The following is a 25,257-nucleotide window of genomic DNA, read 5'->3' on the forward strand; positions in this document are numbered from 1 at the left end:
GGCTTTTGTCGACGATGTCCACCAAACGGTGGACAAGTTGTAGCTTCCTGACAACACCGGGTGCCGGGCGCGCGTTTTCCACACGCTGCCGACACAAAGGTTTGATACACCCCCGTATCGACGGGAGTACATCTGTGCACGGGGCAGAACGACACGCAAAGCGCGTGATGTCGAAAGGGGTAGGACATGCACTGGGCATGGTTTCGAATCGCCGCGGCACTCACCGGGATCTCCGGAGTCGTCGCTGGATTCATCGTCAACGTAGACCGCGCAGCGCGCCAGGGGCAGGGCCTCGGCGACGTGCTGGCGAACTACTTCAGCCTGTTCACGATCGTGTCGACGCTGCTCAGCATCGTCACACTGTTCGTGGCCGCATCATGGGCGATGCGGCACCCGGGCTCCGTGCGCGAGCCGTTCGGCATCGCGCTGGCCCTGGCGGCGGTCACGGGACCCGTGCTGCTGCTCGGGCTGGTCTACAACGCGCTGCTGCGCGGACTGCCGTCGGCCATCGCGCTCGGCGACTCCGCCGGGATCGCGATGCTCGACAAGTACGCGGCAGAGGTGCTGCACGTGGTCCTGCCGATCTACTTCGCGCTGGACCTGCTGCTGGCCCCGCGCCGGCGGGCGCTGCCCTGGTGGTCGCTCGCGGTGCTCGTCGGCTACCCGCTGGCATGGACGACGTACACGATGGTCCGCGGCGAGCGCGTCGCGAACCCCGACGGCACCACACCGTGGTGGTACCCGTACCCGTTCCTGGACCCGCACGGCGCAGGCGGCTACTCGTCGGCGTTCACCTACATCGGCGTGATCCTGGCCGGCTTCCTCGCGATCGGCTCGATCATCATCCTCATCGGCCGGTACCGCGAGAAGCGGTCCACACGTCACGGCGCCCCGGCCGCGCGCCACACGCTGGCGATCTGATCAGCGCCGCCGGGGGAGGCCGCAGATGGGCGGGTGCGATGAGGCACCCGCCCATCGTCGTCAGACGCTCCGGCTCCGTCGACGCACGACCACCATCGCGAACACACCCGCGAGGATCGCCAGCGCACCGATCGCCCCGAGTGCCGCGACGCGCGCCCCGTCCGCGCCCGTCGCCGGCAGCGGGCTGTCGAACCGGTTGTCGACGGTGATGGATGCTGCGTCCGCACCGCCGACCGTCACGACGGCGCGGTTCGCACCATCGGGATCCGCCGGCGTGTACGTGACGGCATCCGCTCCGCCGTTCGAGGTCTCGGTCACGGCACACTCGGCGCCGACCGGGAGGTCCTCGTAGACGACCGGCGCAGCCGTCGTGAGCTCACGCACGGCGCCACCGGGCACGTCGATCGCGGAGCCGTTCCACGTGCACGACGCGGTCACTTCGAACGTGTCGGTCCGGTGCAGCGACGCGTCGCCGCCCGACACGGTCTTCAGGACCTCGATCTGCCCGACGTCGAACGTGTTGGTCACCGTGACGTCGGTCTCGCCCTCGACGACCTCGATGGTCTCGACCGGCTCGCCCTCGGCATCCGTGATGGTCGTCGCGTGCGCGCCGCCGGTGTCGGTCTCGGTGAGCGTGCACTCCAGACCGATGAGCAGCGGCCACCACGTGTAGGTGTACGGCGTCTCGCTGTCAGCGCTCAGCACCTGTTCGGCGTCCGGTACATCCACCGGCTCGCCATCCTGGTCGACACACGCGAGCACGACGGTGAACGGCCCGGCGCCCCACAGCTCGGCGCCGTCACCGTCGATCACCTTGGTGACCGTGAGCGATCCGGCATCGAAGGTGTTGACGGCCGTGACCACCTCGGTGCCGCCGGACTCGACGACGAACGGCGAGGTGCGGATCTCGACGGATGTCGCCCCGCCGTCCTCCGTCTCCCGGACTGTGCAGCTCGCTCCCGCAGCCACGTCGTCGACCCGCGCCTCGTAGCCGTTGCCCTCGTCGAGCGTGAGGAACCCGGCCCACACGATGCGGGGGATCGCACCGCCGGTGTCGAGAGTGCAGACGACGGCGAACTCGAAGGGCCCGGCGCCGAAGACCTCGGCGGCGTCTCCGGTGCGCTGCTTCACGATGCGGAACGATCCGGCCCCGAAGGAGTTCGTCGCGAGCACCTGCACCTCGGTCTCGTCCTGGATCGTCACGTTCACCGACGTGCCCTCGACGGGCTCGTCCGAGTCGACCTGCATCGTGGTGCCCTCGGCGCCGAGGGCGTCGGTCTCTTCGACCGTGCACGTCGCGTTGACGGGGAGCCCGTCGAGCGCCCACGTCTGATCGGGGGTGATCTCCTCGACCATGGGCGCGTCGGGGCCGTAGCCGTCGGCGTACGCCGGCTGGCCGTTGAGTTCGCACGTGACCCCGAAGGTGAACGGACCATACGGGATCGGGTCGCCTCCACTGTCCACGGCATCCGTGTCCACCGCCTTGCTGATGCGCAGCGCGGCGACGTCGTAGATGTTCTCGACCGTGACGAGCCCGATCTCCTCGGTGTCGAGCGTGACGGTCGCGGTGCCGATGTCGGTCTGCGTCTGGCCCCACTGACCCTCGGTGGCCGTGCACTCGGCTCCGAGCGGCAGCCCGTCGATCACCGTCGGATCCGCGCCGGGCACGAGGTCGACTTCGGGCAGTCCCTGCACCGGGATGCCGTCTATCGTGCAGACGAGCTGCACCGGGAACGAATCGGGGGCGAACCCGGAGGCCGGGCCCGAAACGATCTTCTGCAGCGCGATCGAGCCGGTCGGGTACGCGACGCCCACGCGGCGCCCCTCGGTGGCCGGCACGAGCACGGTCGCCGCGCCGCTGAGCGCCGCGCCGCCGGTGGAGATCGTGTTGTACGCCGTCGGCTGATCCTTGACGACCTGCGCGGTCGGAGTGGTGCGCGTCGTGAACTGGAGCGTGAGCGAGTCACCCGGCTCGAACTTCTCCTCACCGGGGAAGTCCACCGTCACCTTGATGCTGCGCACGATCGACGGGTCGACCGAGTCGTCCAGCGGCAGCCAGGCGCCTGGAGCGCACGGGGTGCCGACGGGATTGAGGTCTGCGGTGCAGGGGACGGAGGCCGTCGAATAGAACAGCGAGATCTGCGCGTTCGCCGGTGTCGTCGGGTCGACGATGAGGGCGGCGTCGCCGACGAACGTCGGCTGCCACTGGCTGCCGCGCGGAATGACCACGATGAGACCCTGGTCGCCCGGGGTCGGCAGGTTGTCGATCGAGACGAGCTTCGAGATGGGCACCGTGCCCGCGTTGGTGACGTGCAGACGCCACGTCTCGGTGTCGCCGGGCAGCGTCAGCGGCACACAGGGGTAGCGGTAGAACCCGTCGGCCGTCGCGGAGCCCTCGCACGTGAAGTTCGCGTCGTCGCTGCGGACGTTCGGCACGTCCGGCAGGTTCGGCGGGTTGTCGGCACGGACGAACTTGACGGTGCTCAGCGCCGGTACCGCCAGCGGCCTCACGGTGGCGGTGTCGGCGCACAGTCCGGTGGCCTCGTCGTAGCTGGGCACGCACTCGTCGAGCGGCTCGGCCACGTCGACCGTCGCCGTGTTGGTGACGGAGTCGTTCGGCGTGAGGCCGGGTCGCAGCATCATGCGCAGCGTGATGGTGTACGTCTGCCCGGGCTCGAGCACCGATCCCTCCGGCATCGTGAAGACGATGCTCGTGCCGAGGTCCTCGACCTCGACGTCGGCCGGGTCGGTCGGAAGCGGATCCCCGCCCGGCGGCGTCGGGGCAGCGCCGGTGAGCGCGAACGACCACGGCGGGACGCTCGGGTCCCGGTCGGGGTTGAAGATCAGCTGCGGCTCGCCGGTGGCGGTCAACGGCAGTTCGTCGGTGAAGACGACGTCGGTCAGCGCCCGCTCGCCGGTGTTCGTATAGGCGAGGGTGAACGGGATCTCCACGCCCGGACGCACGTCCCCGGTCGGGGACTTCACCACGTTGACGGATGCCTGCAGGTGCAGGTTGCGGTACTCCGCCTCGGCCGTCTCCTCAGCGGTGAGCCGATCTCCGAGCCCGACCTGGGCCGAGATGCCTTCGACGGTGACCGTGTCGAAGAAGACGCCCGCATCCTGCTCCCCCGGCGCGGGGACCTGATCGCTGCGCGTCGTCGGGGTGGGCTCGCCGGTGCGAAGGTCCGCACGGCGCTGCACGAAGAACGGGACGTTGATGATCGGATTGACCGGGTTCGTCCAGCCGAGCTCGACATCCGACCAGAACTGGAAGCTCAGCCCGTGCAGCGTGCTCGGCGCGTTCTCGAGGAACGTCTTGGCCGCCGCGACCGACAGGTCTCCCAGACGCGGCATGCACGTCCAGGTGCCGCCGACCGTGTCGGCGACCACGTTCGCGTCGGTGAAGTCGCCGCCGTCGAGGTAGCACACCTGCACCTTGCCGATGGGCGGGGGCAGCTGCCAGTCGGGGTCGGGCCCGACGAAGTCCATCGCGTTCCAGAACGTCGGGTCGTCGTCGGTCATGAGCATCGTGTACGCGCGGGCCGATCCGCCTGGCTGACCGGTGAGCGTCACTGTGACCGGCGAGAAGTCGTTCTCCTTCTGCTGCGCCGGCGCGATCGTCTTGCCTGCGCTGACCGAGAACGTCGGCTCCTCGAGCGCGATCGACGCGGACGCGTCGTCGCAGGCCCAGCGGGCGCCCTCCGGCGGCGGGCAGGTCGTGAACGGGTCGACATCGGCGATGACGCCCTCGGCCGTGTTGGCGATCGGCGAATCGCCGACCGACACCCGCTCGGTCGTCCCCTGCCAGAAGGGACGCAACCGCAGGTCGAATTCGACCACTCCCGCGGCGTTCGACGCGATGCGACCGGTGTAGGTCACCTGCACGCCCGACACGTCGCAGGGCATCGTGTTCGGGGTGAGCGCGAGCGCCTCGGTTCGGGTCAGCTCGATCGGACCGCCGCCGAAGCAGGACAGCGTGACCACGGTCCCCGTCGTCCCCGACGGTTGGTCGATCCGGACGAAGTTGTTGAAGGTGAACGCCTGGAACGGATCCTGGCGCCGATCGGTCACCGAGCCCGGGGCGGTGTCGGTGATCTGCAGCATGTCGATCTTGGCCGGCGTCGTGTTGCGCGTGGTGACGGTGACCCGGCTGAGCGGGTACTGGCTCGGAAGGATGTCGGGGTCGTTCGGCACCGCGAGCGGGCCGCCCTGCCAATTCTTGTCGGTCGTCGTCGTCAGCGGCACGTCGACGATGATGACGTCGTCCTGATCCTCGGCGATGATCGTCCCACCGCTGACGGGATAGCCCGTGGCCCGGGCGGTGTTGCGCACGACTCCGTCCGTCGTGAGGTTGTAGAGCTCGTCGCCGAGCACCGCCGTGCCGTCGCTGCGGCGCTCGTCGCGCACCTGCCACACGAGTGTCACGGGCCGGTCGTTCGCGAATGAGCGGGCGACGCCCGACCCCACGGGCGGCGCCGTCGGGTCACCGGCCGACGCGGCTGCGCGGTCAGGGCTCTCCTCGAAGATGAGCCGGACGCCGATCGTGGATGCCCGTTCGGCCGTCGTGAGCGCCATGCCGGGGAACTGCCCCGCACAGGCGCTGGGGCAAGGGTCGTTCGCTGCGTCCACCCACGCGGTCCCGTTCCACAGCTCGACGCTGCGGACGGCATCGTAGGCGATGAGCGGGTCGGTGGCGGGGGTGATCGGCTCCACGCGGACGAGGTCGAACGCGTCGTACACGCTGTCGACGACGAGCGTCCGCGGCGGATCGGCAGTGTCCATGATGTCGACGTGCTCGAGGTTCGAGTAGCCGCCGGTGGACCAGCGCAGCGTCGACGGGATCGTGTCTCCCGAGCGCGCGATGACCGACTTGTTGCCGCCCGAGCTCGACGTGCCGAACGACTTGTCGATCAGGTCGGCGTTGCCGGGGTCCGGCGGAATGAGCTCGAGCACGGGGCAGTCGTCGGGCGGGATCACGGCCTGCCCGTCGGGCACGCTCGGGTTCTCGCTCGAGGCATCCGTCTGCGCGCAGTTCGGCACGAAGGTGCTCTCGTCATCGCTGAACGGCGGCACCTCCGTGTAGCGGCCCTCCGCGCGGAGCGACGAGGTGAAGTTCGGCGCGAAGTCGGTGCCCGGCGCGAAGCCGCCGGCATCACCGGTGTAGTCGTAGACGAACCGCACGCCGCCTGCGACGTCGCTGATGTCGGACGGCACCTGCTGCGAGTAGATCGTCGGCCCGTCGATCGGCCCGGCGAGGGTCTCCCACGTGCCGGTCGTCGTGTCGTAGTACTCGATCGTCAGCGTCGAGTCGGCCGGCACCGGCGTCTGCGTGATCGCAGTCAGGTCGAACGCGTTCCACCACGGGTCGCCCTCGACCGGATCCTCGGGATCCTGGATCACGACCTGCTGGGCGCGTCCGGTGGTGCCGGTGGGGTTGTCGGGGGGTGACGGCCGCTCGGTGAGGCCGCCGTTCAATGTGACCGTGACGACCTCGCCGGGCACCGCGAGGATCGGCGTCGGCCGGATCTGCTTCGAGATGTACGGCTCGAGCACCTCGTCGTAGATGTAGAGGTCGTCTGTCGCCTCGGCCGTCCCCGTGGTGCCGGCGTTCTCGCCCTCGACGCCGACGATGTTCGGCACGGTGAGCGGGAGTCCGGTCAGGTCGGGGTCGGTGTCGACTGTGAACGGGATCTCGGTCTCGCCGCCGGGGATGATGTCGCCCGTGAAGGTGAACTCGAACGCGGCGATGTCGGCGGGGTCCACCCCGTCGGGGAGTGCAGGAACCGTGCCGTCGGCGAACGGAACGACGACGAAGGTCCCGTCCGAGAGGACGTACTCGACCTCCCCCGACGTCGCGCCGGCCGGCCAGTCGACCGGCCCCGTGAACCCGCCGAACGTGTACGCATCGGGGAACGTCCCGCTCGTCGGCTCTCGGATCGTCAGCGTATCGATCGGAATCGTCGAGGCGTTGCGCCCGCCGATCGTGACGGTGGTCGACTCGCCGGCGATGACCAGGTCCGGGCTGAACGACTTGCTGGCGGCCACCGTCACGGTGTTCTGACGAAGCGTGAACGACGCCTCCGCGTCGCCGGTGGCGGTCTCGTCGCCGATCGCGACCGTCGACCGCACGTCGTTCGGCACCGAGGTTCCATCGGGCTCGGATGCCGCAGCATCCGTCACCGTCAGGTTCAGCGCGACGGAGCCCGTGGCGCCCGCAGGGATCGCCCCGCGGAAGGTCACGCGCGTGCCCTTGATCTCGTCGGGCGTGACCCCGGCCGGAAGCGCCCCGCCGGGTGCCTCGACCCACGCGCCGTCGACGTACACCTCGTAGGTGGTCAGGGCGGGGTCGGCACCGGTCGGAGGCGTCACCGTGCCGAACGAGGCGAAGGCGAGCGAGTCGAAGGGGTTCGGCGCGGCCTCGGGGTCGACGGGATCCTGGATCGACAGCGACTCGACGGTCGCATTCGAGGTGTTCGTGCCGCCGAGTGCAGCCGAGACCGCGGCCCCGGGCGTGGCGATGGCCTCCGTCGGGGTGAAGGTCTTGGTCGCGGTGGTCGCGAGCTCCAGCGGCACGATCGGCGTCACCGGGGCGACGGCGTCCTCGTCCGCGAAGTTCGTGCCCTCGATCGTGGCCTCGTTGATCACGGCCGTTCCGCTGACGTCGTACGAGACGTCGGCGGGCAGCTGCGCCGTGATCTCGACGATGCCCGTCGTGTTGTCGAGGATGCCGACGGTGCCGTCGCCGAGCGGCGTCGTCCACGTCACCGTCACGGTGTTGCCGCTGATGACCGGCTCGGCGGCGGTGTTGGCTCCTCCGCCGACAACGGCCTCCACGACCACGAAGGGCGCTGGCACGACATCGGTGAGCACCGCCCCGCGGCAGCCGAGATCGGTGATGGCCGAGCAGCCGACGGTCAGCGTGTACGTGAAGGTCTCACCGGGCGCGACCTCGGTGACCGACGCGGTCTTGTCGAGCGTCGCCACCGCCGTGATGTCGCCCGCCTGCGGGTCGGGCAGGATCGGGGCGGCCACGGCTGCCGGTGCGATCAGCGTCGCGGCGGCCACCGCGAGGATCGTGACGGCTGCCGCGATACGTGAGCGCGCTCTGGAGAACAAGTGACCCCCCGGTCCACTGGCACTGCGACGAATGGGCCGGTCACACTCCCGAAGTCACGACCGGATTCACACCTCGCGGTCAGCCTAGCCAGGCTGGTCGGCACGGCGCCACTGTTGCTGGCGTGACTGGTGTGACGGCCGACGCATCGCGGGGCGGCATCCGTCCCCTTAACTAGACTTGAGGCCATGTCGAAGGTCCTCCAGTCCCTGCCCGTCGGCGAGCGCGTCGGCATCGCCTTCTCGGGAGGCCTTGACACCTCCGTCGCCGTCGCGTGGATGCGCGACAAGGGCGCGATCCCCTGCACCTACACCGGTGACCTCGGCCAGCCCGACGAGGACGACATCGACGCCATCCCGAGCCGCGCGCTCGAGTACGGCGCCGAGGTCTCGCGCCTGGTCGACTGCAAGCCCGCGCTCGTCGAAGAGGGCTTCGGCGCCCTCGCGTGCGGCGCGTTCCACATCCGCTCGGGCGGCCGCACCTACTTCAACACCACGCCGATCGGCCGTGCCGTCACCGGCACGCTCCTCGTGCGCGCCATGAAGGAGGACGGGGTCGACATCTGGGGCGACGGCTCCACCTACAAGGGCAACGACATCGAGCGGTTCTACCGCTACGGCCTGCTGGCGAACCCGGCCCTGCGCATCTACAAGCCCTGGCTCGACGCCGACTTCGTCACCGAGCTCGGCGGCCGCAAGGAGATGAGCGAGTGGCTCGTCGAGCACGGCTTCCCCTACCGCGACTCCGCCGAGAAGGCCTACTCCACCGACGCGAACATCTGGGGCGCGACGCACGAGGCGAAGACCCTCGAGCACCTGAACGTGTCGCTCGAGACCGTCGAGCCCATCATGGGCGTGCGCTTCTGGGATCCGTCGGTCGAGATCGAGACCGAGGACGTCACTGTCACCTTCGAGGCCGGCCGCCCCGTCGCCCTCAACGGCGTCGAGTTCGCCGACCCGGTCGCGCTCGTCTTCGAGGCCAACCGCATCGGCGGCCGCCACGGCCTCGGCATGAGCGACCAGATCGAGAACCGCATCATCGAGGCGAAGTCCCGCGGCATCTACGAGGCGCCGGGCATGGCGCTGCTGTTCACCGCGTACGAGCGCCTGGTCAACGGCATCCTGAACGAAGACACGCTCGCGACGTACCACGAGCAGGGTCGTCGCCTCGGCCGCCTCATGTACGAGGGCCGCTGGCTCGAGCCGCAGTCGCTCATGCTGCGCGAGTCGATCCAGAAGTGGGTCGGTTCGACGATCACCGGCTCGGTGACGCTGCGCCTGCGCCGCGGCGAGGACTACACGATCCTCGACACCACCGCCCCGCGCCTGTCGTACCACCCCGACAAGCTCTCGATGGAGCGCGTCGGCGACGCCGCGTTCGGTCCCACCGACCGCATCGGCCAGCTCACCATGCGCAACCTCGACATCGCCGACTCGCGCGTGCGCCTCGAGTACTACGCGTCGAAGGGTCTCATCGGCGGCGCGACGGGCGAGCTCGTCGGTCACCTCACGCAGGGCGAAGCCGGCGAGATCACCGAGCGCGCCGAGAACTACAGCGCCGCGCAGGAAGAGCTCGCAGAGGCGACGGATGCCGCGAACGAGGCGTCCGCGTTCGACCTGGGAACCGACTGACCCGGACTGCCCCCCCTCCGCCCGCCTCGCCCTCCGCCTGGCGGCCCCACCCTCTCCTCCAACGGGCGATGTCCGGACTTCGCAGCTGTTTCCGTACAGAAAGCCGCAAAACCCGGACCCCGCTCGCAACCCGGCGCAATCTCCCGCCTGCGAAGTCCGGACTTCGCAGCCGTGGAGGGCGTGGAGTCGCCGAAAGCTGGACCTCACCCGTGAGTCACCGAGATAAGTTGCACACTACTGTGCAACTTATCTAGCCTGGAGGCATGACCTCCCCGATCGATGCTGCGCGCCGTCCGCGGCGCGATGCCCTCGAGAACCGCGCGGGCATCCTCGCCGCGGCTCATGTGGCCCTGGCGCACGACCCTCGCGCTTCCGTCGACGCCATCGCCCGCCAGGCGGGCCTCTCGCGCCGGGCGCTGTACGGCCACTTCGACGACCGCGACGCCCTGGTGCGCGAGCTCGTCGCGCAGGGCGCGGCACGCTTCAACGCCGTCGCCGCCTCGATCGACGACGCCGACGCGCGGGTCGCACTCGCCCGTCTCGCCGCCGCCCTGTGGAACGAAGCCGCGCACGTGCAGGTGCTCGCGGCGATCGCCCTCGACGAAGCCCACCTCGACGAGACGGCGACGGCCCTCGCACCGCTGCGCCGCACCGTCGTGCGCATCGTGCGCGATGGGCAGGACGCCGAGGTGCTGCGCACCGACGTCGCCGCCCCGACGCTCGCGCGCCTCGTCGAAGAGACTGCGCGCACCGTCATCACCCGCATCGACGCCTCGTCGCCCGCCGCCCGCGACCTCGCGGTGCGCGCCGTGCTGAGCATCGCCGGGCTGTCGTGGCGCCAGGCAGACGCCCTGCTCGACGAGCACCCAGAGATCGTCGCCACCCCCGAGGCGGCGAGCGCGTGAGGGTCGCGCTCGATGCGGTCGGCAAGGGCCGCCGCGAGCACGCGCTGCCCGCGACCTCGGCCGCCTTCGAGACCGGCGTCGCGACGCTGGTCGCCGCCGAGACTGCGCAGCGGCCGACCGTGCTCGGACTCATCGCGTCGGGCCGCATGCGCCCCGACACCGGCCGAGTGACGCTGGACGGCAGGACGGATGCCTCGGCACTTCGCCGCCGGGTCGCCCTGGTGGATGCTCCCGAGGTGTCGGAGCCCGAGCCCAACGTCACGCTCGCCGGCGTCGCCGCCGAGGAGCTCATGTTCGCCGGACGCCGGTCCGACCCCGTCGCGGTGCGGCGCTGGCTGGATGAGCACGGCCTCGGGGACGAGGCATCCGTTCCCGTCTCGAACGTCGACCCCGCCGCCCGCGTGCGCGCGCTGTGCGAGCTGGCGGCGCTGCGAAAGGGCGTCGAGGCGATCGTGCTGGTCTCCCCCGACCGCCATGGCGGCGAGCCTGCCGTGTGGTGGGCCGTGGCGGAGGACTTCGCCGCGCGTGGCTACGCGGTGCTCGTGATCGCCGGCCAGGCGTCGGAGCCGGTCGCGGGGCGGACCCCCCTCCCGGTCGCCGGACGGACCTCCCTCCCGGTCGCCGCGCGGACCTCCCTCTCGGTCGCCGGGCGGACCCCCCTTCCGGTCGTTGAGCGAGCGAAGCGAGCCGAAACGCCCCGGACCATCGGACGACCTCGTGTCCGCAGGATCACCGCACCCACGAAGGGGGGCCGGGCATGAAGGTCCCCCAGATGATCCTCGCCGAGCTCCGGCGGCTCGCGTCGACCCGCATGTCGCTCATCGCGCTGATCGCCCTCATGGTCGTGCCGATCCTCTACGGCGGGCTGTACCTGTGGGCGAACCGCGACCCGTACGGCCAACTCGACCAGGTGCCGGTGGCGCTCGTCGTCGCCGACACCGGCGCCGAACTCAACGGCGCCGACCGCAATCTCGGCGACGAGGTCGCGCAGGAGCTCATCGAGGACGGCACCTTCGACTGGCACCTCGCCACCGCCGACGAGGCCGACGCCGGACTCGACGAGGGCGACTACGACTTCGCGATCGAGCTGCCCGCCGACTTCACGGCGGCCATCGCGTCGATCACCACCGGCGAGCCGCGGACGGCCGACATCGTGCTGCGCACCAGCGACGCCAACAACTACCTCGCCTCGACGATCGGCACGCAGGCGGTCGAGCGCATCCAGGCGACGATCACCGAGAAGGTCGTGGCCGAGGCGGGTCTCACGATGCTCGACGCCCTCGACACCATCCGCGTGCAGTTGACGGATGCTGCCACCGGCGCCTCGCAGCTGGTCGACGGTCTCGCGCAGGCCGGCGACGGCGCATCGCAGCTCTCCTCCGGTGCCGGGCAGCTCGCAGACGGCACCGCACAGCTGCGCGACGGTGCCGCTCAGCTCTCTGCCGGCGCGGCACAGGTCGCCGACGGCGCGTCGCAGGTCGCCGGAGGCACCGCACAGCTCGACGCCATCGCCGATCGGATCGGCGCCGCATCCTCGTCCGCGATCTCGGCGCTGCCGCAGGTTCGCGACGACATCGCCGCGAAGCTCGGTGAGGCCTGCCTCGACCAGGCCCGGATCGATGATGTGCTCGCCACGCTCGACCCGGTCGGCGAGCGGCTCGATGCCGTGGACGACCGCGTGCAGGGAGCCGTCGCGCAGATCGACCGGCTGAACTCCGGCGCGCAGCAGGTCTCGGCGGGAGCAGCATCCGTCGCGGCAGGATCGTCCACGCTCGCCTCGGGCACCGCGACGGCCGCCGACGGCGCCGCACAGCTGCGCGATGGCGCGGCTACTCTCGACAGCGGGCTCACTCAGCTCGAAGACGGCGCGACACAGTTGCGCGACGGGCTCTCCGCGGGCGCCGCCCGACTGCCGTCGTACGACGCCGACACCCGCCACGCGCAGGCCGACACCCTCGCCGCCCCCGTCGAGGTCGAGCGCTCGTCGCTCACGCAGGCGCAGAACTACGGCGCCGGCCTCGCGCCGTTCTTCGCCGCACTCGCCGGCTGGATCGGCATCTACGCGCTGTTCCTCATCGTCAAGCCGGTCTCGAAGCGCGCGGTGACCGCGCTGCACTCGCCGATCCGCATCACGCTGGCCGGGTGGGCCACCCCTGCCCTCTTGGGCGGCGTGCAGATGCTCGGCCTCTTCGGCGTGCTCTCGCTCGCGCTCGGCTTCTCGTTCGCACACCCGCTCGCGACCCTCGGCATCCTGCTGCTCGCCTCGGCGACGTACGCCGCGATCGTGCTCGCGCTCAACGTGTGGCTCGGCTCGGTCGGGCAGTTCCTCGGCCTCGTGCTCATGGTGCTGCAGCTCGTGACCGCCGGCGGAACGTTCCCGTGGCAGACGCTGCCCGCACCGCTGGCGGCGCTGCACCACGTGCTTCCCATGGGCTACGTCGTCGACGCGATGCGCCAGGTCATGTACGGCGGCAGCGCCGACCGCGTCTGGCTCGACCTCGCCGTGCTGCTCGCCTGGCTCGTCGGCGCGGGCGCGATCGCCGCGATCGGCGTCACCCGAATGACCCACTTCCGGACGCTCCGCGACCTGCAGCCGAGCGTCATCGGTTAGCGGGCGCTCCGACGACACGGATGCCGCGGCCCGCGGCATCCGTGTCGATCAGTGCCTCTCAGCCGACTCCGCCGCCGTCGCAGGTGCCGTCGCCGATCTGCGACGCGTCCCCGTTGCCGGGGAACCACAGCACCTCGCCGTGACGCTCGTACCAGAAGGCCGGGATGATGTCCTCGTCATCCTGGTGCTTCTCGTGGGCGCGTACGACGGCGAGCTTGTCGGTCTCGATGTAGACGTACGGGTTCTTCGCACTGTGCGTCGCGTGACAGTACGCGACCTTGTGCGTGCCGTCGGCGGGCTTCGATGCGAATGCGGGTGCGGCGCTCCCGAGCGCGACGACCGCGGTGAGTGAGACGGCGGCTGCAAGAGCAGTCGCCCTGCGCGAAGCGCGCGTGTGCATGGGCATAGTGGATCTCCCCCAGTTGAGATCGGCCAGTGACGGGAAGAGTCTGACAGCACGCAGCGCTCCCGACAAGAGCCCGGTCGCGCGGTGAAAACCCCACGCGATTCGGCGCGAGACACGACTCGGGGTTAGCATGCGGGATGGTGCCGGTGCGACCCGAACGCGCGTGACACCGAATGTCGCGGTGTCCGGCACCGCGGATCCCCCCACCCCGCCCGGAAAGCCCTTTCAATGTCGAAGCCCCAGCCCTCTCCGTACGCCGTCGACGACACCGTGCATCGCCGGTCCGCGGGGAGGACGATCGGCATCATCCTGTTCAGCATCCTCGCGGCCGTCGTGGTGCTCGCCCTCATCGCGGTGGGTGCTGTCACGTACACGGCGCAGCGCTCGTTCCCACAGCTGAGCGGCGAGGTGAAGGCGCCCGGCCTCGAGGCCGAGGTGACGGTGCAGCGCGACGTGCTCGGCATCCCGACGATCACCGCGGACTCGTCGCACGACCTGTTCTTCGCGCAGGGCTACGTGCACGCGCAGGACCGCTTCTGGGAGATGGACTTCCGCCGGCACGTCACGAGCGGACGCCTCTCGGAGATGTTCGGCGCGTCGCAGCTCGGCACCGACAAGTTCCTGCGCACCCTCGGCTGGCACGACATCGCAGAGCAGGAGGTCGACGCCCTCGACGCCACCGAGCGCGCGTACTACGACGCCTACGCCGACGGCGTGAATGCGTACCTCGCCGATCACCAGGGCGCCGACGCGTCGTTCGAGTACGCCGTGCTGGGTCTGCAGAACTCCGACTACGAGATCGAACCGTGGACGCCCGCCGACTCGGTCGCGTGGCTCAAGGCGATGGCCTGGGACCTCCGCAGCAACATCGAGAGCGAGACCGAGCGCGCGGTGATGGCGCCGGACTTCACCCAGGCCGAGATCGACCAGCTCTACCCGGCGTACCCGTTCGATCGGAACCCGGTGATCGTGCCGAAGATCTCCACAGTGCCGGCGGTCGGCACGGCTCCCGACCTCCCCGAGACGGACGCGTCCACCTCGTCGATCGAATGGACCGAGGTCGGCAGCGTGATCGAAGCCGTCGGCGAGCTCGTCGGCGACGCCGGCGAGGGCATCGGCTCGAACTCGTGGGTCGTGTCGGGCAGCGTCACCGACACCGGCATGCCGCTGCTCGCCAACGACCCGCACCTCGGCGCGTCGCTGCCGAGCGTGTGGCACCAGATCCAGCTCAAGTGCTCCACCGTGACCGAGGAGTGCCCGTTCGACGTCGCCGGCTTCGGCTTCTCGGGGCTTCCCGGCGTGGTGATCGGCCACAACGAGCGCGTCGCGTGGGGTTTCACGAACCTCACCACCGACGTCACCGACCTCTACCTCGAGAAGGTCGAGGGCGACTCGTACTGGTACGACGGCGCCCTCGTGCCCCTCGAGACGCACACCGAGACGTTCAAGGTCGCGGGTTCCGAAGACGTCGAGCTCGACGTGCGTGCCACGGCGAACGGACCGATCATCTCGGGCCTCACCGACGACTTCACCGCGATCGCCGAGGCCCCGTACATCGGCACCGGAGGCACCGTGACGGAGGCGCCCGCCGACGCACCCGAGGGCGACTATGCGGTGAGCCTGCGCTGGACCGCACTGCAGCCCGGGACCACGGCATCCGCCATCTTCGCCCTCAACACCGCGAAGGACTTCGACGACTTCCGGGGAGCCGCGGCCCTGTTCGACGTGCCGGCGCAGAACCTCATCTACGCCGACGTCGACGGCAACATCGGCTACCAGACGCCCGGCAAGCTCCCCATCCGCGGCGCGGGCGACGGCTCGATGCCGCAGCCCGGGTGGGACTCGGCGTACGCGTGGCAGGGATATATTCCGTTCGAGGAACTTCCGGTCTCGTACAACCCGACCGAGGGCTACATCGTCACCGCGAACAACGCGATCATCACGCAGGACTACGCCTACCCGCTCACGCGGGACTGGGACTACGGCTGGCGTGCGGCCCGCATCACGGAGCTGATCGACCGCGCGATCGCCCAGGGCCCGGTGACGGCGGACGACCTCAACGCGATCCAGGCCGACAACTATTCCTTCATCGGCATGCGCCTCACCGCCGCCTACGCCGGCATCACCACGGGCGATGACGAGACGGATGCGGCGCTCGACCTGCTGCAGGAGTGGGACGCGCAGAGCAGCGCCGACTCGGCGGCCGCCGCGTACGCGAACGTGCTGTGGGACACCCTCGCCGGCAACGTGTTCGTCGACGGTCGCGCGAACGCGGCGCCGATGACCGGGCAGGGCCGTCAGTTCCTCGTGATGGACGCCCTGCTCGACGACGAGACGTCGCCCTGGTGGGTCAATGACGAGCTCGGCGTGGACGGCATGACCGACATGCTGAAGCGCTCGGCGATCGACGCGTACGAGCGACTCGTCGACGCCCAGGGCGACAACCCCTCTCGGTGGAACTGGGGCGCCCTGCACGCCCTTCCGCTCGAGAACGGCAGCTTCGGCAAGTCGGGCATCGCCGCGATCGAGTGGCTCTTCAACCGCGGGCCGTTCCCGGTCGGCGGCGGCTCGTCGGTCGTGAATGCGACCGGCTGGGATCTGACCCAGAGCTTCTCGACCGTCACCGTGCCGTCGATGCGGATGATCGTCGACCTGTCGGACTTCGACGCGTCACGCTGGAACCAGCTCACCGGCGAGAGCGGCCACGCCTTCCACACGAACTACATCGACCAGGTGGAGTCGTGGCAGAAGGCGGAGCTCACGCCCTGGGCGTTCACACCCGAGGCCGTCGAGGCGGCCACGACCGACACCCTCGTGCTGAAGCCCTGAGGGTCAGGCCGCCCGCTCGATCACGTACCCGTCGGCGGCGAGCTCCCGCGCCATGAAGGCGGCGTACCACCGGGGCCACGCCTCGTCGTAGACCCCGCCGAGCTCCTCGCTCTCGAAACGGCCGTGTGCCTCCGCGGTGCGGGTGAGGAGGTCCCTGAGCAGTGCTTCGGCGTCGGGGAGCGGCATCCGTGTCATCGTCGGTGTCCTTCCCGCTCAGCGCCCGGGTGCGCGCGTGACGATCTGCTGGATCACCCAGCCGTTGCCGTCGGGGTCCGCGAACGAGGCGAATGTGCCGTAGCTGTCGACGGACGGGTGCGGCCCGGCGACGCGGTTGTCGGTGCCGGCCCAGTGGAAGACGCCGTCGGCGTCGTGCCACAGCTCGCTGACCTCGGCGCCACCCTGGACGAGGTCGGCGCGGGCGGCGGCGATGTCGGCCGTGACGAGATGCAGCCCCTGCGTCGAGCCCGGCTCTGCCGTGGTGAGCTTGTCGCCGAAGATGATGGACGCCGCCGACCCCGGAGGGGTCACCTGCACCACGCGGAGCCCGCGCTCGGTGCGGAAGTCGGCGTCCAGGCGGAAGCCGAGGCTCTCGTAGAAGGCCTTCGAACGGTCGACGTCCGCGACGGGGATGACGACGACTTCGAGCTTCAGGTCCATGGGATTCTCCTTCGATCGGTGCGTTACCGGTTAGAACGGTGACTACCGTGCCATGCATTCCCGTTACCTGTCAAAATGGTTATGTGATCCACGCCTTCCCCTGCGGCACGCTCAGCCTCGACTTCGTCGGCACGCTGCGCGCACGCCGCAACGACGAACCCACCGAGAAGCTCGCTGCCCCCTCAGACCTCGATGCATGGTTCGTCGAGTCCGGCCTGGTTCCCCGGGCCGAGGCATCCGTCGCCGAAGACCTCCGTGCTGCGATCGAAGTTCGCGAGACGATCTACGCGCTGGTGTGGTCGCGCCTCCACGACCAGCCGCTCCCGGCCGAGGCCGTCGACAGGCTGAACGCCGCCGCGGCGACGCCTCCGCTCACCGCCGCGCTCACGCCCGACGGCTGGGCGCGGTCCGGCACACCGCGGCAGGCGCTCTCGCACATCGCGCGCGAGGCCGTCGAGATCATCGGCGGCGAGCAGACGGCGCTGCTGCGCGAGTGCGCGCGACCCGAGTGCACGCAGGTGTACCTCGACCACTCGCGCGGCCATCGCCGCGAGTGGTGCTCGATGGCGACGTGCGGCAGCCGCATGAAGGCCAAGGCCTATCGTGAGCGGCAGAAGAGCGGCTCGACCTGACGCGTCAGCCGCCCGAGGCGGGCGGGGTGCGCTTGGATTCGGCGAGCTCGTCGACGTACAGGCCGGTCTCGTCGATGGTGCCGTTGCGGTAGGCCTGGCGTCCCACCATGTGCGCCGAGAGCGGGGCGGTGGCCAGCTGGATGAGCACGACCGGCACCAGGAAGGCGACGACCGGCCACGACCGCAGCGACAGTGCGATCGCGAGGCAGATCAGGATGAGCCCGAGCACCTGCGGCTTGGTCGCGGCGTGCAGGCGGGTCGGCACATCCCGGAACCGCAGCACGCCGATCGCGGCGGTCAGGCACAGCAGCGCGCCGATGAGGATCAGGATCACGGCGGCGAAATCGAGCATGGCGTCCATCAGCGGTCCTGGTCCCTTCTCGCCACGAACCGGGCGATCGAGATCGATCCGAACACGCCGACGGCGGCGATGATGAGCAGCACCGGGAGCGTGCGCGTGTGGTGGTTGATCGCCATCTCGGCACCGAGCACGCACATCACGAGCGTGAGGAGAACATCGGATGCCACGGCTCGGTCGAGGATCGACGGTCCGATGACGATGCGCCACAGCGTGAGCAGCGCCGCGACCGCGAAGATCACGTAGATCACGAGCAGCAGGATGTTCATCGGGCACCTCCTCGATCCACCGTGCCGTGGGGCGCGGCGTCGCGCATCGCCTGCAGCTGCGCGTGCGAGCCCACGGCGCGCACGATGCGCTCCTCCCAGTGGTGCACGCTCGCGCGCTGCTTCTCGACGTCGGCGTCGTCGCGCACGCCGATGACGTGCAGGTACAGTATGCGCCGGTCGCGATCGGTGTCGACGATGAGGGATCCCGGAATGAGGGATGCTGTGACCGCGGTGTGCGTCATGATCAGGTCGTCGTCGGTGACCAGCTGAGCGGCGATGATCGCGGCCCCGGGCCGGCGGCGGAAGTCGAGCACCTGCCATGCCACCGTGAGGGAGCCCTGCACCACCGCGAGGAGGAACTCGACGACGAAGACGAGGCCCCACCACAGGTTCACGCGACCCGACAGCTCCACCGGCGGCAGGCGGAAGACGCGCGTCACGACGAGCGCCGCAGCGAGTCCGGTGAGGAATGCGAGCCACGTGAACTGGCCCCACAGCAGCATCCACAGGGCGATGAGCCACACGAAGAAGGGCAGCTGCCGCCACGCGGTCGCGAATCCGCGACGAAGCCGGCTCTGGGGCAGGTCGGGGCTCACGGCGCCTTCTCCGTTCCCGCGGCGTCGTCTTCGAGCTGCGTCAGCGAGACCGGCTGCAGCAGCGCCTCGCCGATGCGCGTGCAGACGTCGTACAGCGGCCCGGCGAAGATGGTGAGCGCGACCGTGATGGCCACCATGCCGGTGGTCGCCGCGGTCATGATCTTCGGGATGACGCGACGCTCGGTCTCGATGCCGGCCGCAGGCGCCGAGCCCAGGTACGAGATGCGGGCCTCGGTCTCGGCCGAGTCCTCGTCCTCACGCCAGAACGAGAGGTTCCACGCCCGCATGAGTGCGTAGAGGGTGAGGAGGCTGGTGAGGATGCCGCCCACCATCAGCACCATCATGATCGGCGTGCCGACCTGCGCGGCGGCGTCGAACAGGGCGAACTTGCCGATGAAGCCCGAGAACGGTGGCAGACCCCCCAGGTTGATCGCGGGGATGAAGTACAGCACCGCGATCACGGGGGCCGCCTTCATGAGGCCCTTGACCCGCAGGATCGAGGTCGAGCCCGCGCGGCGCTCGACGAGGCCGACGGCGAGGAACAGGGTCGTCTGCACCACGATGTGGTGGACCATGTAGTAGATCGTCGCGCCGATCGCGGCGGGCGTCGCGATCGCGAGCCCGAAGATCATGTAGCCGATGTGGCTCACGAGCGTGAACGACAGGATCCGTTTCAGCTCGGCCTGGGCGACGGCGCCGAGCACCCCCACGATCATGGTCGCCAGCGCCACCCACATCAGCAGCTGGTTCACGTCGTTGTCGAGGAACAGCTCGGTCTCGGTGCGGATGATCGCGTAGACGCCGACCTTGGTCAGCAATCCGGCGAACACCGCGGTGACGGGCGCCGGAGCGGTCGGGTACGAGTCGGGCAGCCAGAACGACAGCGGGAAGACGGCCGCCTTGATGCTGAACGCGAGCAGCAGCATGAGGTGCAGGATGAGCTGCGTCTCCTGCGGCAGCTCGCCCATGCGCTCGGAGATCTGCACCATGTTCACCGTGCCCAGGGCACCGTAGATCATGGCGATCGCGGCGAGGAAGAGGATCGACGAGACCAGCGACACGACGATGTAGACGACGCCGGTGCGGATGCGCGACTCGGTCGAGCCGAGCGTGATGAGCACGTACGAGGCGACCAGCAGGATCTCGAAGCCGACGTAGAGGTTGAAGAGGTCGCCGGCGATGAACGCGTTGAAGATGCCCGCACCGAGGATCAGGTACGACGGGTGGAAGATCGAGACCGGCGTGTCGTCGTCGCCGTCGGCGGCTCCCTGACCGACGGAGAACAGGAGGACCGCGAGCAGCACGATGCTCGACACCACCACGAGGAGGGCCGCGAGCCGGTCGACGTAGAGCACGATGCCGAACGGGATCGGCCACCCCCCGACCGACACCGCGATCGGCTGGTCGCCGGTGTCGACGACGTACAGGAGGATCGCCGCGATGACGGTGACGGCGCTCAGGGTGACGACCGACACCACGACCTGGGTCTTGCGGTGCCGGCCTGCGATGAGCGCGATGGCGGCGCCGAGCAGGGGCAGCGTGACGAGCAGCGGGACGAGGGCGGGCGCGATCTGGATCATGCGTCGTCACCCCGATCCTGCGGATCCGGGGAGGGGCGGTCCACCGGGGCGTCATCGCGGAGGCCCGCGAAGTCGCGCGCGCCGAGGATCGTGATCGGCGCGGTGTCGGTCCCGACGAAGTCGGTGGTCGCGTCGTCGTCGGCGTCCTCGATCTCGGTCTCCTCGTCCATCGTCTCCTCGGCCTCGGCGGCGCGCTCGCGCACTTCGAGGTCGGCCTCGTCGTCCGCCACGGTGTCGGCCTGGCCGAGCTGCCACGACCGGTAGATGAGGGCCAGGAGGAACGCCGAGACGGCGAAGGTGATGACGATGGCGGTGAGCGTGAGCGCCTGCGGGAGCGGGTCCGACATCTCGTCGACGGGTGCCGAGCCGAAGAACGGCGCGACGCCCGGGGCTCCCATGACGATGAGCAGCAGCAGGTTCGTCGCGTTGCCGAGCAGCAGGAACCCGATGAGCACGCGCGTGAGGCTGCGCTCGAGCATGGCGTACACGCCGCAGGCGTAGAGCACCGCCATCACGATGATGAGGACGAGCGAGGCGTTCACGGCACGCTCACCCCCTGCTCGCGCGCTTCCTGCGCCTGGCGGTCGACCTCGGCGCCGAGGCTGCGCAGCACGTCGAGCACGAGCCCGATGACCACGAGGTAGACGCCGATGTCGAACAGCGTCGAGGTGACGAACTCCACGTGGCCGAGCATCGGCACGTCCCACTCCCAGAAGTAGCTCGTGAGCGGCTGGTCGCCGAAGAACACGGGCACGATCGCGCACGCGACGGCGATGGTCATGCCCGTGCCCAGCAGGCGTCCGGCGTCGGTCGGTGCAGCGGCGCCGAGCTCATAGCGGCCGCCCGCGATGTAGCGCATGACGAGTGCCATGCCCGCGACGAGGCCGCCGGCGAACCCGCCGCCGGGCAGGTTGTGACCCGCGAAGAGCAGGTACAGCGACACGATGATGATCGTGTGGAAGAGGATCCGCACGATCACCTCCAGCATGATCGAGCGGTTCTCGGGCCGTACGCGCTGGCCGCCGACGAGCCACGCCATGCGCCCGCTGCCACGCTCGTCGCCGCGCTGGCGGAGGCCGTCGGAAGTCTCGACGAGGGGCCGACGGGCACGCGTGGCTCCGGTGGGCAGCGACGAGATCGCCCGCGACAGCGTGTCGGCGCGGTGGGTGACGAAGACGAGGGATGCCACACCCGTCGCCGCGAGGATCAGCACCGACAGCTCGCCCATGGTGTCCCAGCCGCGCAGGTCGACGAGGGCGACGTTCACCACGTTCTTGCCATGCCCCAGCTCGTAGGCGAGGTCGGGGAACGCGTCCGAGATCGGCTTCTCGACGCGGGCACTGGTGGCCACGATCGCGACGAGCGCCATCGTGATGCCGACCGCCGCACCCAGCACCGCGCGCGCGACCGGCCACACCGACGCGTTGTGCTCGCCCAGCCGCGACGGGATCCGGCGCAGCACGAGTGCGAACGCGACGAGCGTCACCGTCTCGACGAGGATCTGGGTGAGCGCGAGGTCGGGCGCGCCGCTCGTCGCGAACAGCAGCACCATGCCGAGGCCGGTCACCGACACCAGCACGACGCCCGTGTACCGCTTGCGCGCACGGATCGCGATGAGTCCGGCCGCGATCATGATGGGCGCGACGAGCAGCTGCGTGGGTGTCTGGTAGGCGTCGAGCTTCGCCTGCCAGTCGTCGCTCGCGAGCAGCGCGGTCGCTTCAGCCGCGACGAACACCACGAAGATCGTTCCGACGTAGACCGGCAGCGAACCGCGCTGCGTGAGGCTCGTCGTGACGACCGACAGGCGCGCGATGACACGCAGCGCGCCGTTGTAGACCTCGGCTGCGGTGAACGGCAGCAGGCGCTTGGCGGGACGCCAGCCCCGCGTCAGCCAGAACACGAACACGCCGATCGCGATCGTCGCGAGCGAGATCCACAGCGCCGGCTCGAGCCCGTGCCAGAGGGCGAGGTGAGCGGGGTGCGCGGGCGCCGGCACACCGGGCGTCGAGACCGGCGCCTGATCGGCGTACGGCGCGAACGCCTTGTCGAGCCAGGGTGCGGCGGCTCCGGCGATGACGGTGAGCCCCGAGAGCACGATCGGCGCCACGAGGAATCCGATCGGCGGGTCCGGCCATTCCGTGTCGGGCATGCGGTCGCCGTTCGCCGCGCGCTTCGTCGAGAACGCACCCCAGAGGAAACGGATGCCGTACCCCGCGGTCAGCACGGAGCCGAGGGCGATTCCGACCAGCGCCACGATCCCCCACACGGCACCGCCGAGAGCTTCGTGCAGCAGCGCCGCGAGGGCGCCCTCCTTGGCCACGAAGCCGATGGTGGGGATGATGCCGATCATCGACGCGACGGCGATGATCGAGAACGTCGCCATGACCGGCGCTTGACGACCGACGCCCGAGAGCTCGGTCAGGTCACGGGTGGACAGCTGGCGGTCGATGACGCCCACCACGAGGAACAGCGCCGACTTGAAGAGGGCGTGACTCAAGAGCAGCGCGAGACCTGCCAGCGCAGCATCCCTCGTCCCGTAGCCGAGCACGACGGTCAGAAGGCCGAGCTGGCTCACGGTGCCGAAGGCGAGCACGCGCTTGAGGTCGGTCTCGCGCAGCGCCTGGAAGCCGCCGAGCAGCATGGTGAAGACGCCCAGCGCGATCACGATCGGCCGCCACGGCGGGGCGATCGCGAAGACGGGCGCGAAGCGGGCGATGAGGTAGATGCCCGCCTTCACCATGGCCGCCGCATGCAGGTAGGCGCTCACCGGGGTCGGCGCGGCCATGGCACCGGGGAGCCAGAAGTGGAAGGGGAAGATCGCCGACTTGCTGAGCGCGCCGACGAGGATCATCACGAGCGCGGCGTCGACGATCGGGCCCGTGGGGGCCTCGGCGAGGATCGTCGAGATGCTCGACGTCCCGGCATCGACCACGAGCAGCACGACGCCGATCAGCATGACCAGTCCGCCGAGAGTCGTCACGAGAAGCGCCTGGAGCGCGGCACGACGGCTCGCCGCGCGCTTGTTGTAGTACCCGATGAGGAGGTACGACAGGACGCTGGTGACCTCCCAGAACATCACGAGGACGACGAGGTCGTCCGTCAGGACGAGCCCGTACATCGCCCCCGCGAACGCGAGCAGCACCGCCGCGAACTGCCCGAGGTTCTCCTTCTTGCCGCGGAAGTACCAGCGGCAGTAGATCATCACGAGCGCGCCGACGCCGGTGACGACCAGCGTCATGAGCCACGACAGCGTGTCCATCCGCATCGAGAGGTCGATCCCGAGCGGCGGGATCCAGGCGTATGTCTCGAACGGAATGTCACCCGCGAGCACCTGCGGGGTGAGCACTGCGGCGTAGACGAAGCCCGTGATGGGGAGGATCGCCGCGATGTAGAACGCGCGTGCGCCGATACGCGCCACGAGCCATGGGAGGAGGATCGGGACCACCGCGAACGCGCCGAGAACGAGGAGCATTCGGGCCTCCTCGGGGTCGTCGGCAGGCGCAAGTCAGAGGAGGACTGCGCAAAGCCCAGGCGATCGGGGTGTCAGCAACCATCCTAACGGGCGCGTCGCACCCGATCGCCCGGGCGGCATACATCGCCGTCGGTCGAGGGCGTTCGAGCGGGTCTCAGGCGAGCGCGGGTGCCGGCCCCGTGGTGTTGCCCTCACGGAAGGTGCAGGTGAACCGGATCGACGCCGCGGGGGTGCCCTCCAGCATCGCGGCGACGGCAGCGCCTGCGGCACGGCCCTTGTCGGTGGCGGGCTGCACGAGGGTGGTCAGCTCGTACGGAGCGAGGCCGTCGACGACGATGCCGTCGAAGCCGGTGACGCTCACGTCCTCCGGCACGCGCAGCCCGGTCTCCTCCGCTGCGCGGATCACTCCGGCGGCGAGCAGGTCGCTCTGCGCGATGACGGCGGTCGGCCGGCGGTCGGGGTCGGCGAAGATCTCGCGGCCGGCCGCGAACCCCTCGTCGATGAAGCTGCCCGCGGCGGCGTAGGCCGTGGCGTCGGGGAACACGTCGAGGGCGCCGGCGAGCCGCTCGCGGGTGACGTCCACGGTGACCGCGGTGTCGTCGTGCAGCCAGCCCCGCTGCCAGTCCACGCGGGCCGGCAGGGTCACGATGGCGATCTCGCGGTGCCCGAGCGCGCGCAGGTGGCTCGCGGCCTGGCGCTGGGCCTCGCGATTGTCGAGGCCGATGCGCGGCACGTCGTCGCCGGCATCCCCCTCGATGACGACGACCGGGATGCCGCGTGCCTTGACGGTCTCGAGCGACTCGCGCAGCAGGCCGCTGCAGCCGATGAGCACGGCGGCGTCGAGCGGGGCGGTGGTGAGCGAGGGGCCGCTTCCGGTGGGCTCGTGGTCGCGCAGGAGCAGCAGCCCCGCGCCGAGCGGGGTGACGGCGTCGGCGAGGCCGTCCATCATGAGCGTCTTCACGGGGTCGAGGAACGCGGTGCCCAGGTGCTCTTCGAACACCACGCCGACGATGCCCGAGCGGCCGCGGCGCAGCGAGGCGGCGCGGGGATCGGGGCCGGTGTAGCCGAGGGCGGAGGCCGCGTCGAGCACGCGGCGGCGGGTCGCGTCCGACACGGGCGTCTTGCCGCTGAACACCACGGAGGCGGTCGACGGCGAGACGCCTGCCTCGCGGGCGACGTCCGAGATCGTGGCGCGGCGGGTGCCGGTGTCCTGACGGCTCATGCTGTCACGATGGTATCCCGTCACGGATACGTGATGTCGAATCGATTCGGCCAG

Annotated in this window: 18 protein-coding genes; 7 read left to right on the forward strand and 11 right to left on the reverse strand. The window is 70.1% G+C overall.

Going from position 1 to position 25,257, the window contains the following annotated elements:
* Nucleotides 1-186: 186 nt before the first annotated feature.
* Nucleotides 187-921, forward strand: a complete 735-nt coding sequence (locus tag ASF40_RS01505) for a Pr6Pr family membrane protein (RefSeq protein WP_056365426.1) — start codon at nucleotides 187-189, stop codon at nucleotides 919-921.
* Between the two features lie 60 nt (nucleotides 922-981).
* Here the strand turns inward: ASF40_RS01505 and ASF40_RS01510 are convergent, their stop codons facing one another.
* Nucleotides 982-7,986, reverse strand: a complete 7,005-nt coding sequence (locus ASF40_RS01510; protein WP_056365428.1) for a DUF5979 domain-containing protein — start codon at nucleotides 7,984-7,986, stop codon at nucleotides 982-984.
* Between the two features lie 237 nt (nucleotides 7,987-8,223).
* On the opposite strand from ASF40_RS01510, the gene argG reads away from it, so the two are divergent.
* The 4 genes from argG (at nucleotide 8,224) to ASF40_RS01530 (ending at nucleotide 13,182) form a co-directional block, all read left to right on the forward strand.
* The gene (gene argG / locus ASF40_RS01515) at nucleotides 8,224-9,666 is read left to right on the forward strand and encodes an argininosuccinate synthase (RefSeq protein WP_056365431.1); all 1,443 of its coding nucleotides are present in this window, start codon (nucleotides 8,224-8,226) and stop codon (nucleotides 9,664-9,666) included.
* Between the two features lie 263 nt (nucleotides 9,667-9,929).
* Nucleotides 9,930-10,571 (forward strand): TetR/AcrR family transcriptional regulator, encoded by a 642-nt coding sequence (locus tag ASF40_RS01520; RefSeq protein WP_056365435.1) that lies wholly within the window; start codon nucleotides 9,930-9,932, stop codon nucleotides 10,569-10,571.
* Nucleotides 10,568-11,332 carry a hypothetical protein gene (locus ASF40_RS01525; RefSeq protein WP_056365439.1) on the forward strand — a complete coding sequence of 255 codons (765 nt, stop codon included), beginning with the start codon at nucleotides 10,568-10,570 and terminating at the stop codon, nucleotides 11,330-11,332. Before ASF40_RS01520 ends, ASF40_RS01525 begins: the two co-directional genes overlap by 4 nt.
* Nucleotides 11,329-13,182: a YhgE/Pip domain-containing protein gene (locus ASF40_RS01530; RefSeq protein ID WP_056365442.1), complete on the forward strand. Its 1,854-nt coding sequence runs from the start codon at nucleotides 11,329-11,331 to the stop codon at nucleotides 13,180-13,182. Before ASF40_RS01525 ends, ASF40_RS01530 begins: the two co-directional genes overlap by 4 nt.
* A 58-nt stretch (nucleotides 13,183-13,240) precedes the next feature.
* Here the strand turns inward: ASF40_RS01530 and ASF40_RS01535 are convergent, their stop codons facing one another.
* A complete protein-coding gene (locus tag ASF40_RS01535) occupies nucleotides 13,241-13,582 on the reverse strand; it encodes a hypothetical protein (RefSeq protein WP_056365447.1) in 342 nt (113 codons plus the stop codon).
* 234 nt (nucleotides 13,583-13,816) lie between these two features.
* Here ASF40_RS01535 and ASF40_RS01540 point away from each other — a divergent pair, with 234 nt between their 5' ends.
* On the forward strand, nucleotides 13,817-16,417 hold the full coding sequence (locus ASF40_RS01540) for a penicillin acylase family protein (protein ID WP_056365450.1): 2,601 nt from the start codon (nucleotides 13,817-13,819) through the stop codon (nucleotides 16,415-16,417).
* Between the two features lie 3 nt (nucleotides 16,418-16,420).
* Here the strand turns inward: ASF40_RS01540 and ASF40_RS01545 are convergent, their stop codons facing one another.
* Nucleotides 16,421-16,603 carry a hypothetical protein gene (locus ASF40_RS01545; protein ID WP_056365455.1) on the reverse strand — a complete coding sequence of 61 codons (183 nt, stop codon included), beginning with the start codon at nucleotides 16,601-16,603 and terminating at the stop codon, nucleotides 16,421-16,423.
* Between the two features lie 27 nt (nucleotides 16,604-16,630).
* Nucleotides 16,631-17,074, reverse strand: coding sequence for a VOC family protein (locus ASF40_RS01550; RefSeq protein WP_056365459.1), 444 nt, complete (start codon nucleotides 17,072-17,074; stop codon nucleotides 16,631-16,633).
* Between the two features lie 83 nt (nucleotides 17,075-17,157).
* Between ASF40_RS01550 and ASF40_RS01555 the strand changes: the two genes are divergently transcribed.
* On the forward strand, nucleotides 17,158-17,706 hold the full coding sequence (locus tag ASF40_RS01555) for a CGNR zinc finger domain-containing protein (RefSeq protein WP_056365462.1): 549 nt from the start codon (nucleotides 17,158-17,160) through the stop codon (nucleotides 17,704-17,706).
* A 4-nt stretch (nucleotides 17,707-17,710) separates the two neighbouring features.
* Here ASF40_RS01555 and mnhG read toward each other — a convergent pair whose 3' ends face one another.
* The 7 genes from mnhG to ASF40_RS01590 all read right to left on the reverse strand — a co-directional run bounded on the left by mnhG (nucleotide 17,711) and on the right by ASF40_RS01590 (nucleotide 25,203).
* Complete coding sequence (mnhG, locus tag ASF40_RS01560; protein ID WP_056365465.1) at nucleotides 17,711-18,067, reverse strand: monovalent cation/H(+) antiporter subunit G; 357 nt, start codon at nucleotides 18,065-18,067, stop codon at nucleotides 17,711-17,713.
* Nucleotides 18,067-18,333, reverse strand: a complete 267-nt coding sequence (locus ASF40_RS01565; RefSeq protein ID WP_056365468.1) for a monovalent cation/H+ antiporter complex subunit F — start codon at nucleotides 18,331-18,333, stop codon at nucleotides 18,067-18,069. Before ASF40_RS01565 ends, mnhG begins: the two co-directional genes overlap by 1 nt.
* A complete protein-coding gene (locus tag ASF40_RS01570) occupies nucleotides 18,330-18,929 on the reverse strand; it encodes a Na+/H+ antiporter subunit E (protein ID WP_082496791.1) in 600 nt (199 codons plus the stop codon). Before ASF40_RS01570 ends, ASF40_RS01565 begins: the two co-directional genes overlap by 4 nt.
* Complete coding sequence (locus ASF40_RS01575; protein ID WP_056365472.1) at nucleotides 18,926-20,509, reverse strand: Na+/H+ antiporter subunit D; 1,584 nt, start codon at nucleotides 20,507-20,509, stop codon at nucleotides 18,926-18,928. The genes ASF40_RS01570 and ASF40_RS01575 overlap by 4 nt, the downstream gene beginning before the upstream one ends.
* The gene (locus ASF40_RS01580; protein ID WP_082496792.1) at nucleotides 20,506-21,051 is read right to left on the reverse strand and encodes a Na(+)/H(+) antiporter subunit C; all 546 of its coding nucleotides are present in this window, start codon (nucleotides 21,049-21,051) and stop codon (nucleotides 20,506-20,508) included. The genes ASF40_RS01575 and ASF40_RS01580 overlap by 4 nt, the downstream gene beginning before the upstream one ends.
* Complete coding sequence (locus tag ASF40_RS01585) at nucleotides 21,048-23,981, reverse strand: Na+/H+ antiporter subunit A (protein ID WP_056365475.1); 2,934 nt, start codon at nucleotides 23,979-23,981, stop codon at nucleotides 21,048-21,050. The genes ASF40_RS01580 and ASF40_RS01585 overlap by 4 nt, the downstream gene beginning before the upstream one ends.
* A 154-nt stretch (nucleotides 23,982-24,135) precedes the next feature.
* Nucleotides 24,136-25,203 carry a LacI family DNA-binding transcriptional regulator gene (locus ASF40_RS01590; RefSeq protein WP_056366663.1) on the reverse strand — a complete coding sequence of 356 codons (1,068 nt, stop codon included), beginning with the start codon at nucleotides 25,201-25,203 and terminating at the stop codon, nucleotides 24,136-24,138.
* Nucleotides 25,204-25,257 lie beyond the last annotated feature (54 nt).

The sequence above is a fragment of the Microbacterium sp. Leaf288 genome (assembly GCF_001422925.1).
In the GTDB taxonomy this organism is placed as follows: Bacteria; Actinomycetota; Actinomycetes; order Actinomycetales; family Microbacteriaceae; genus Microbacterium.

What these genes read in the sequence shown, in the direction of transcription:
- ASF40_RS01540 (WP_056365450.1), top strand. Translation starts at nt 13,817, where the DNA reads ATGTCGAAGCCCCAGCCCTCTCCGTACGCCGTCGACGACACCGTGCAT.
- ASF40_RS01520 (WP_056365435.1), top strand. Translation starts at nt 9,930, where the DNA reads ATGACCTCCCCGATCGATGCTGCGCGCCGTCCGCGGCGCGATGCCCTC.
- ASF40_RS01545 (WP_056365455.1), bottom strand. Translation starts at nt 16,603, where the DNA reads ATGCCGCTCCCCGACGCCGAAGCACTGCTCAGGGACCTCCTCACCCGC.
- ASF40_RS01585 (WP_056365475.1), bottom strand. Translation starts at nt 23,981, where the DNA reads ATGCTCCTCGTTCTCGGCGCGTTCGCGGTGGTCCCGATCCTCCTCCCA.
- ASF40_RS01550 (WP_056365459.1), bottom strand. Translation starts at nt 17,074, where the DNA reads ATGGACCTGAAGCTCGAAGTCGTCGTCATCCCCGTCGCGGACGTCGAC.
- ASF40_RS01535 (WP_056365447.1), bottom strand. Translation starts at nt 13,582, where the DNA reads ATGCACACGCGCGCTTCGCGCAGGGCGACTGCTCTTGCAGCCGCCGTC.
- argG (WP_056365431.1), top strand. Translation starts at nt 8,224, where the DNA reads ATGTCGAAGGTCCTCCAGTCCCTGCCCGTCGGCGAGCGCGTCGGCATC.
- mnhG (WP_056365465.1), bottom strand. Translation starts at nt 18,067, where the DNA reads ATGGACGCCATGCTCGATTTCGCCGCCGTGATCCTGATCCTCATCGGC.
- ASF40_RS01575 (WP_056365472.1), bottom strand. Translation starts at nt 20,509, where the DNA reads ATGATCCAGATCGCGCCCGCCCTCGTCCCGCTGCTCGTCACGCTGCCC.
- ASF40_RS01565 (WP_056365468.1), bottom strand. Translation starts at nt 18,333, where the DNA reads ATGAACATCCTGCTGCTCGTGATCTACGTGATCTTCGCGGTCGCGGCG.
- ASF40_RS01590 (WP_056366663.1), bottom strand. Translation starts at nt 25,203, where the DNA reads ATGAGCCGTCAGGACACCGGCACCCGCCGCGCCACGATCTCGGACGTC.
- ASF40_RS01530 (WP_056365442.1), top strand. Translation starts at nt 11,329, where the DNA reads ATGAAGGTCCCCCAGATGATCCTCGCCGAGCTCCGGCGGCTCGCGTCG.
- ASF40_RS01505 (WP_056365426.1), top strand. Translation starts at nt 187, where the DNA reads ATGCACTGGGCATGGTTTCGAATCGCCGCGGCACTCACCGGGATCTCC.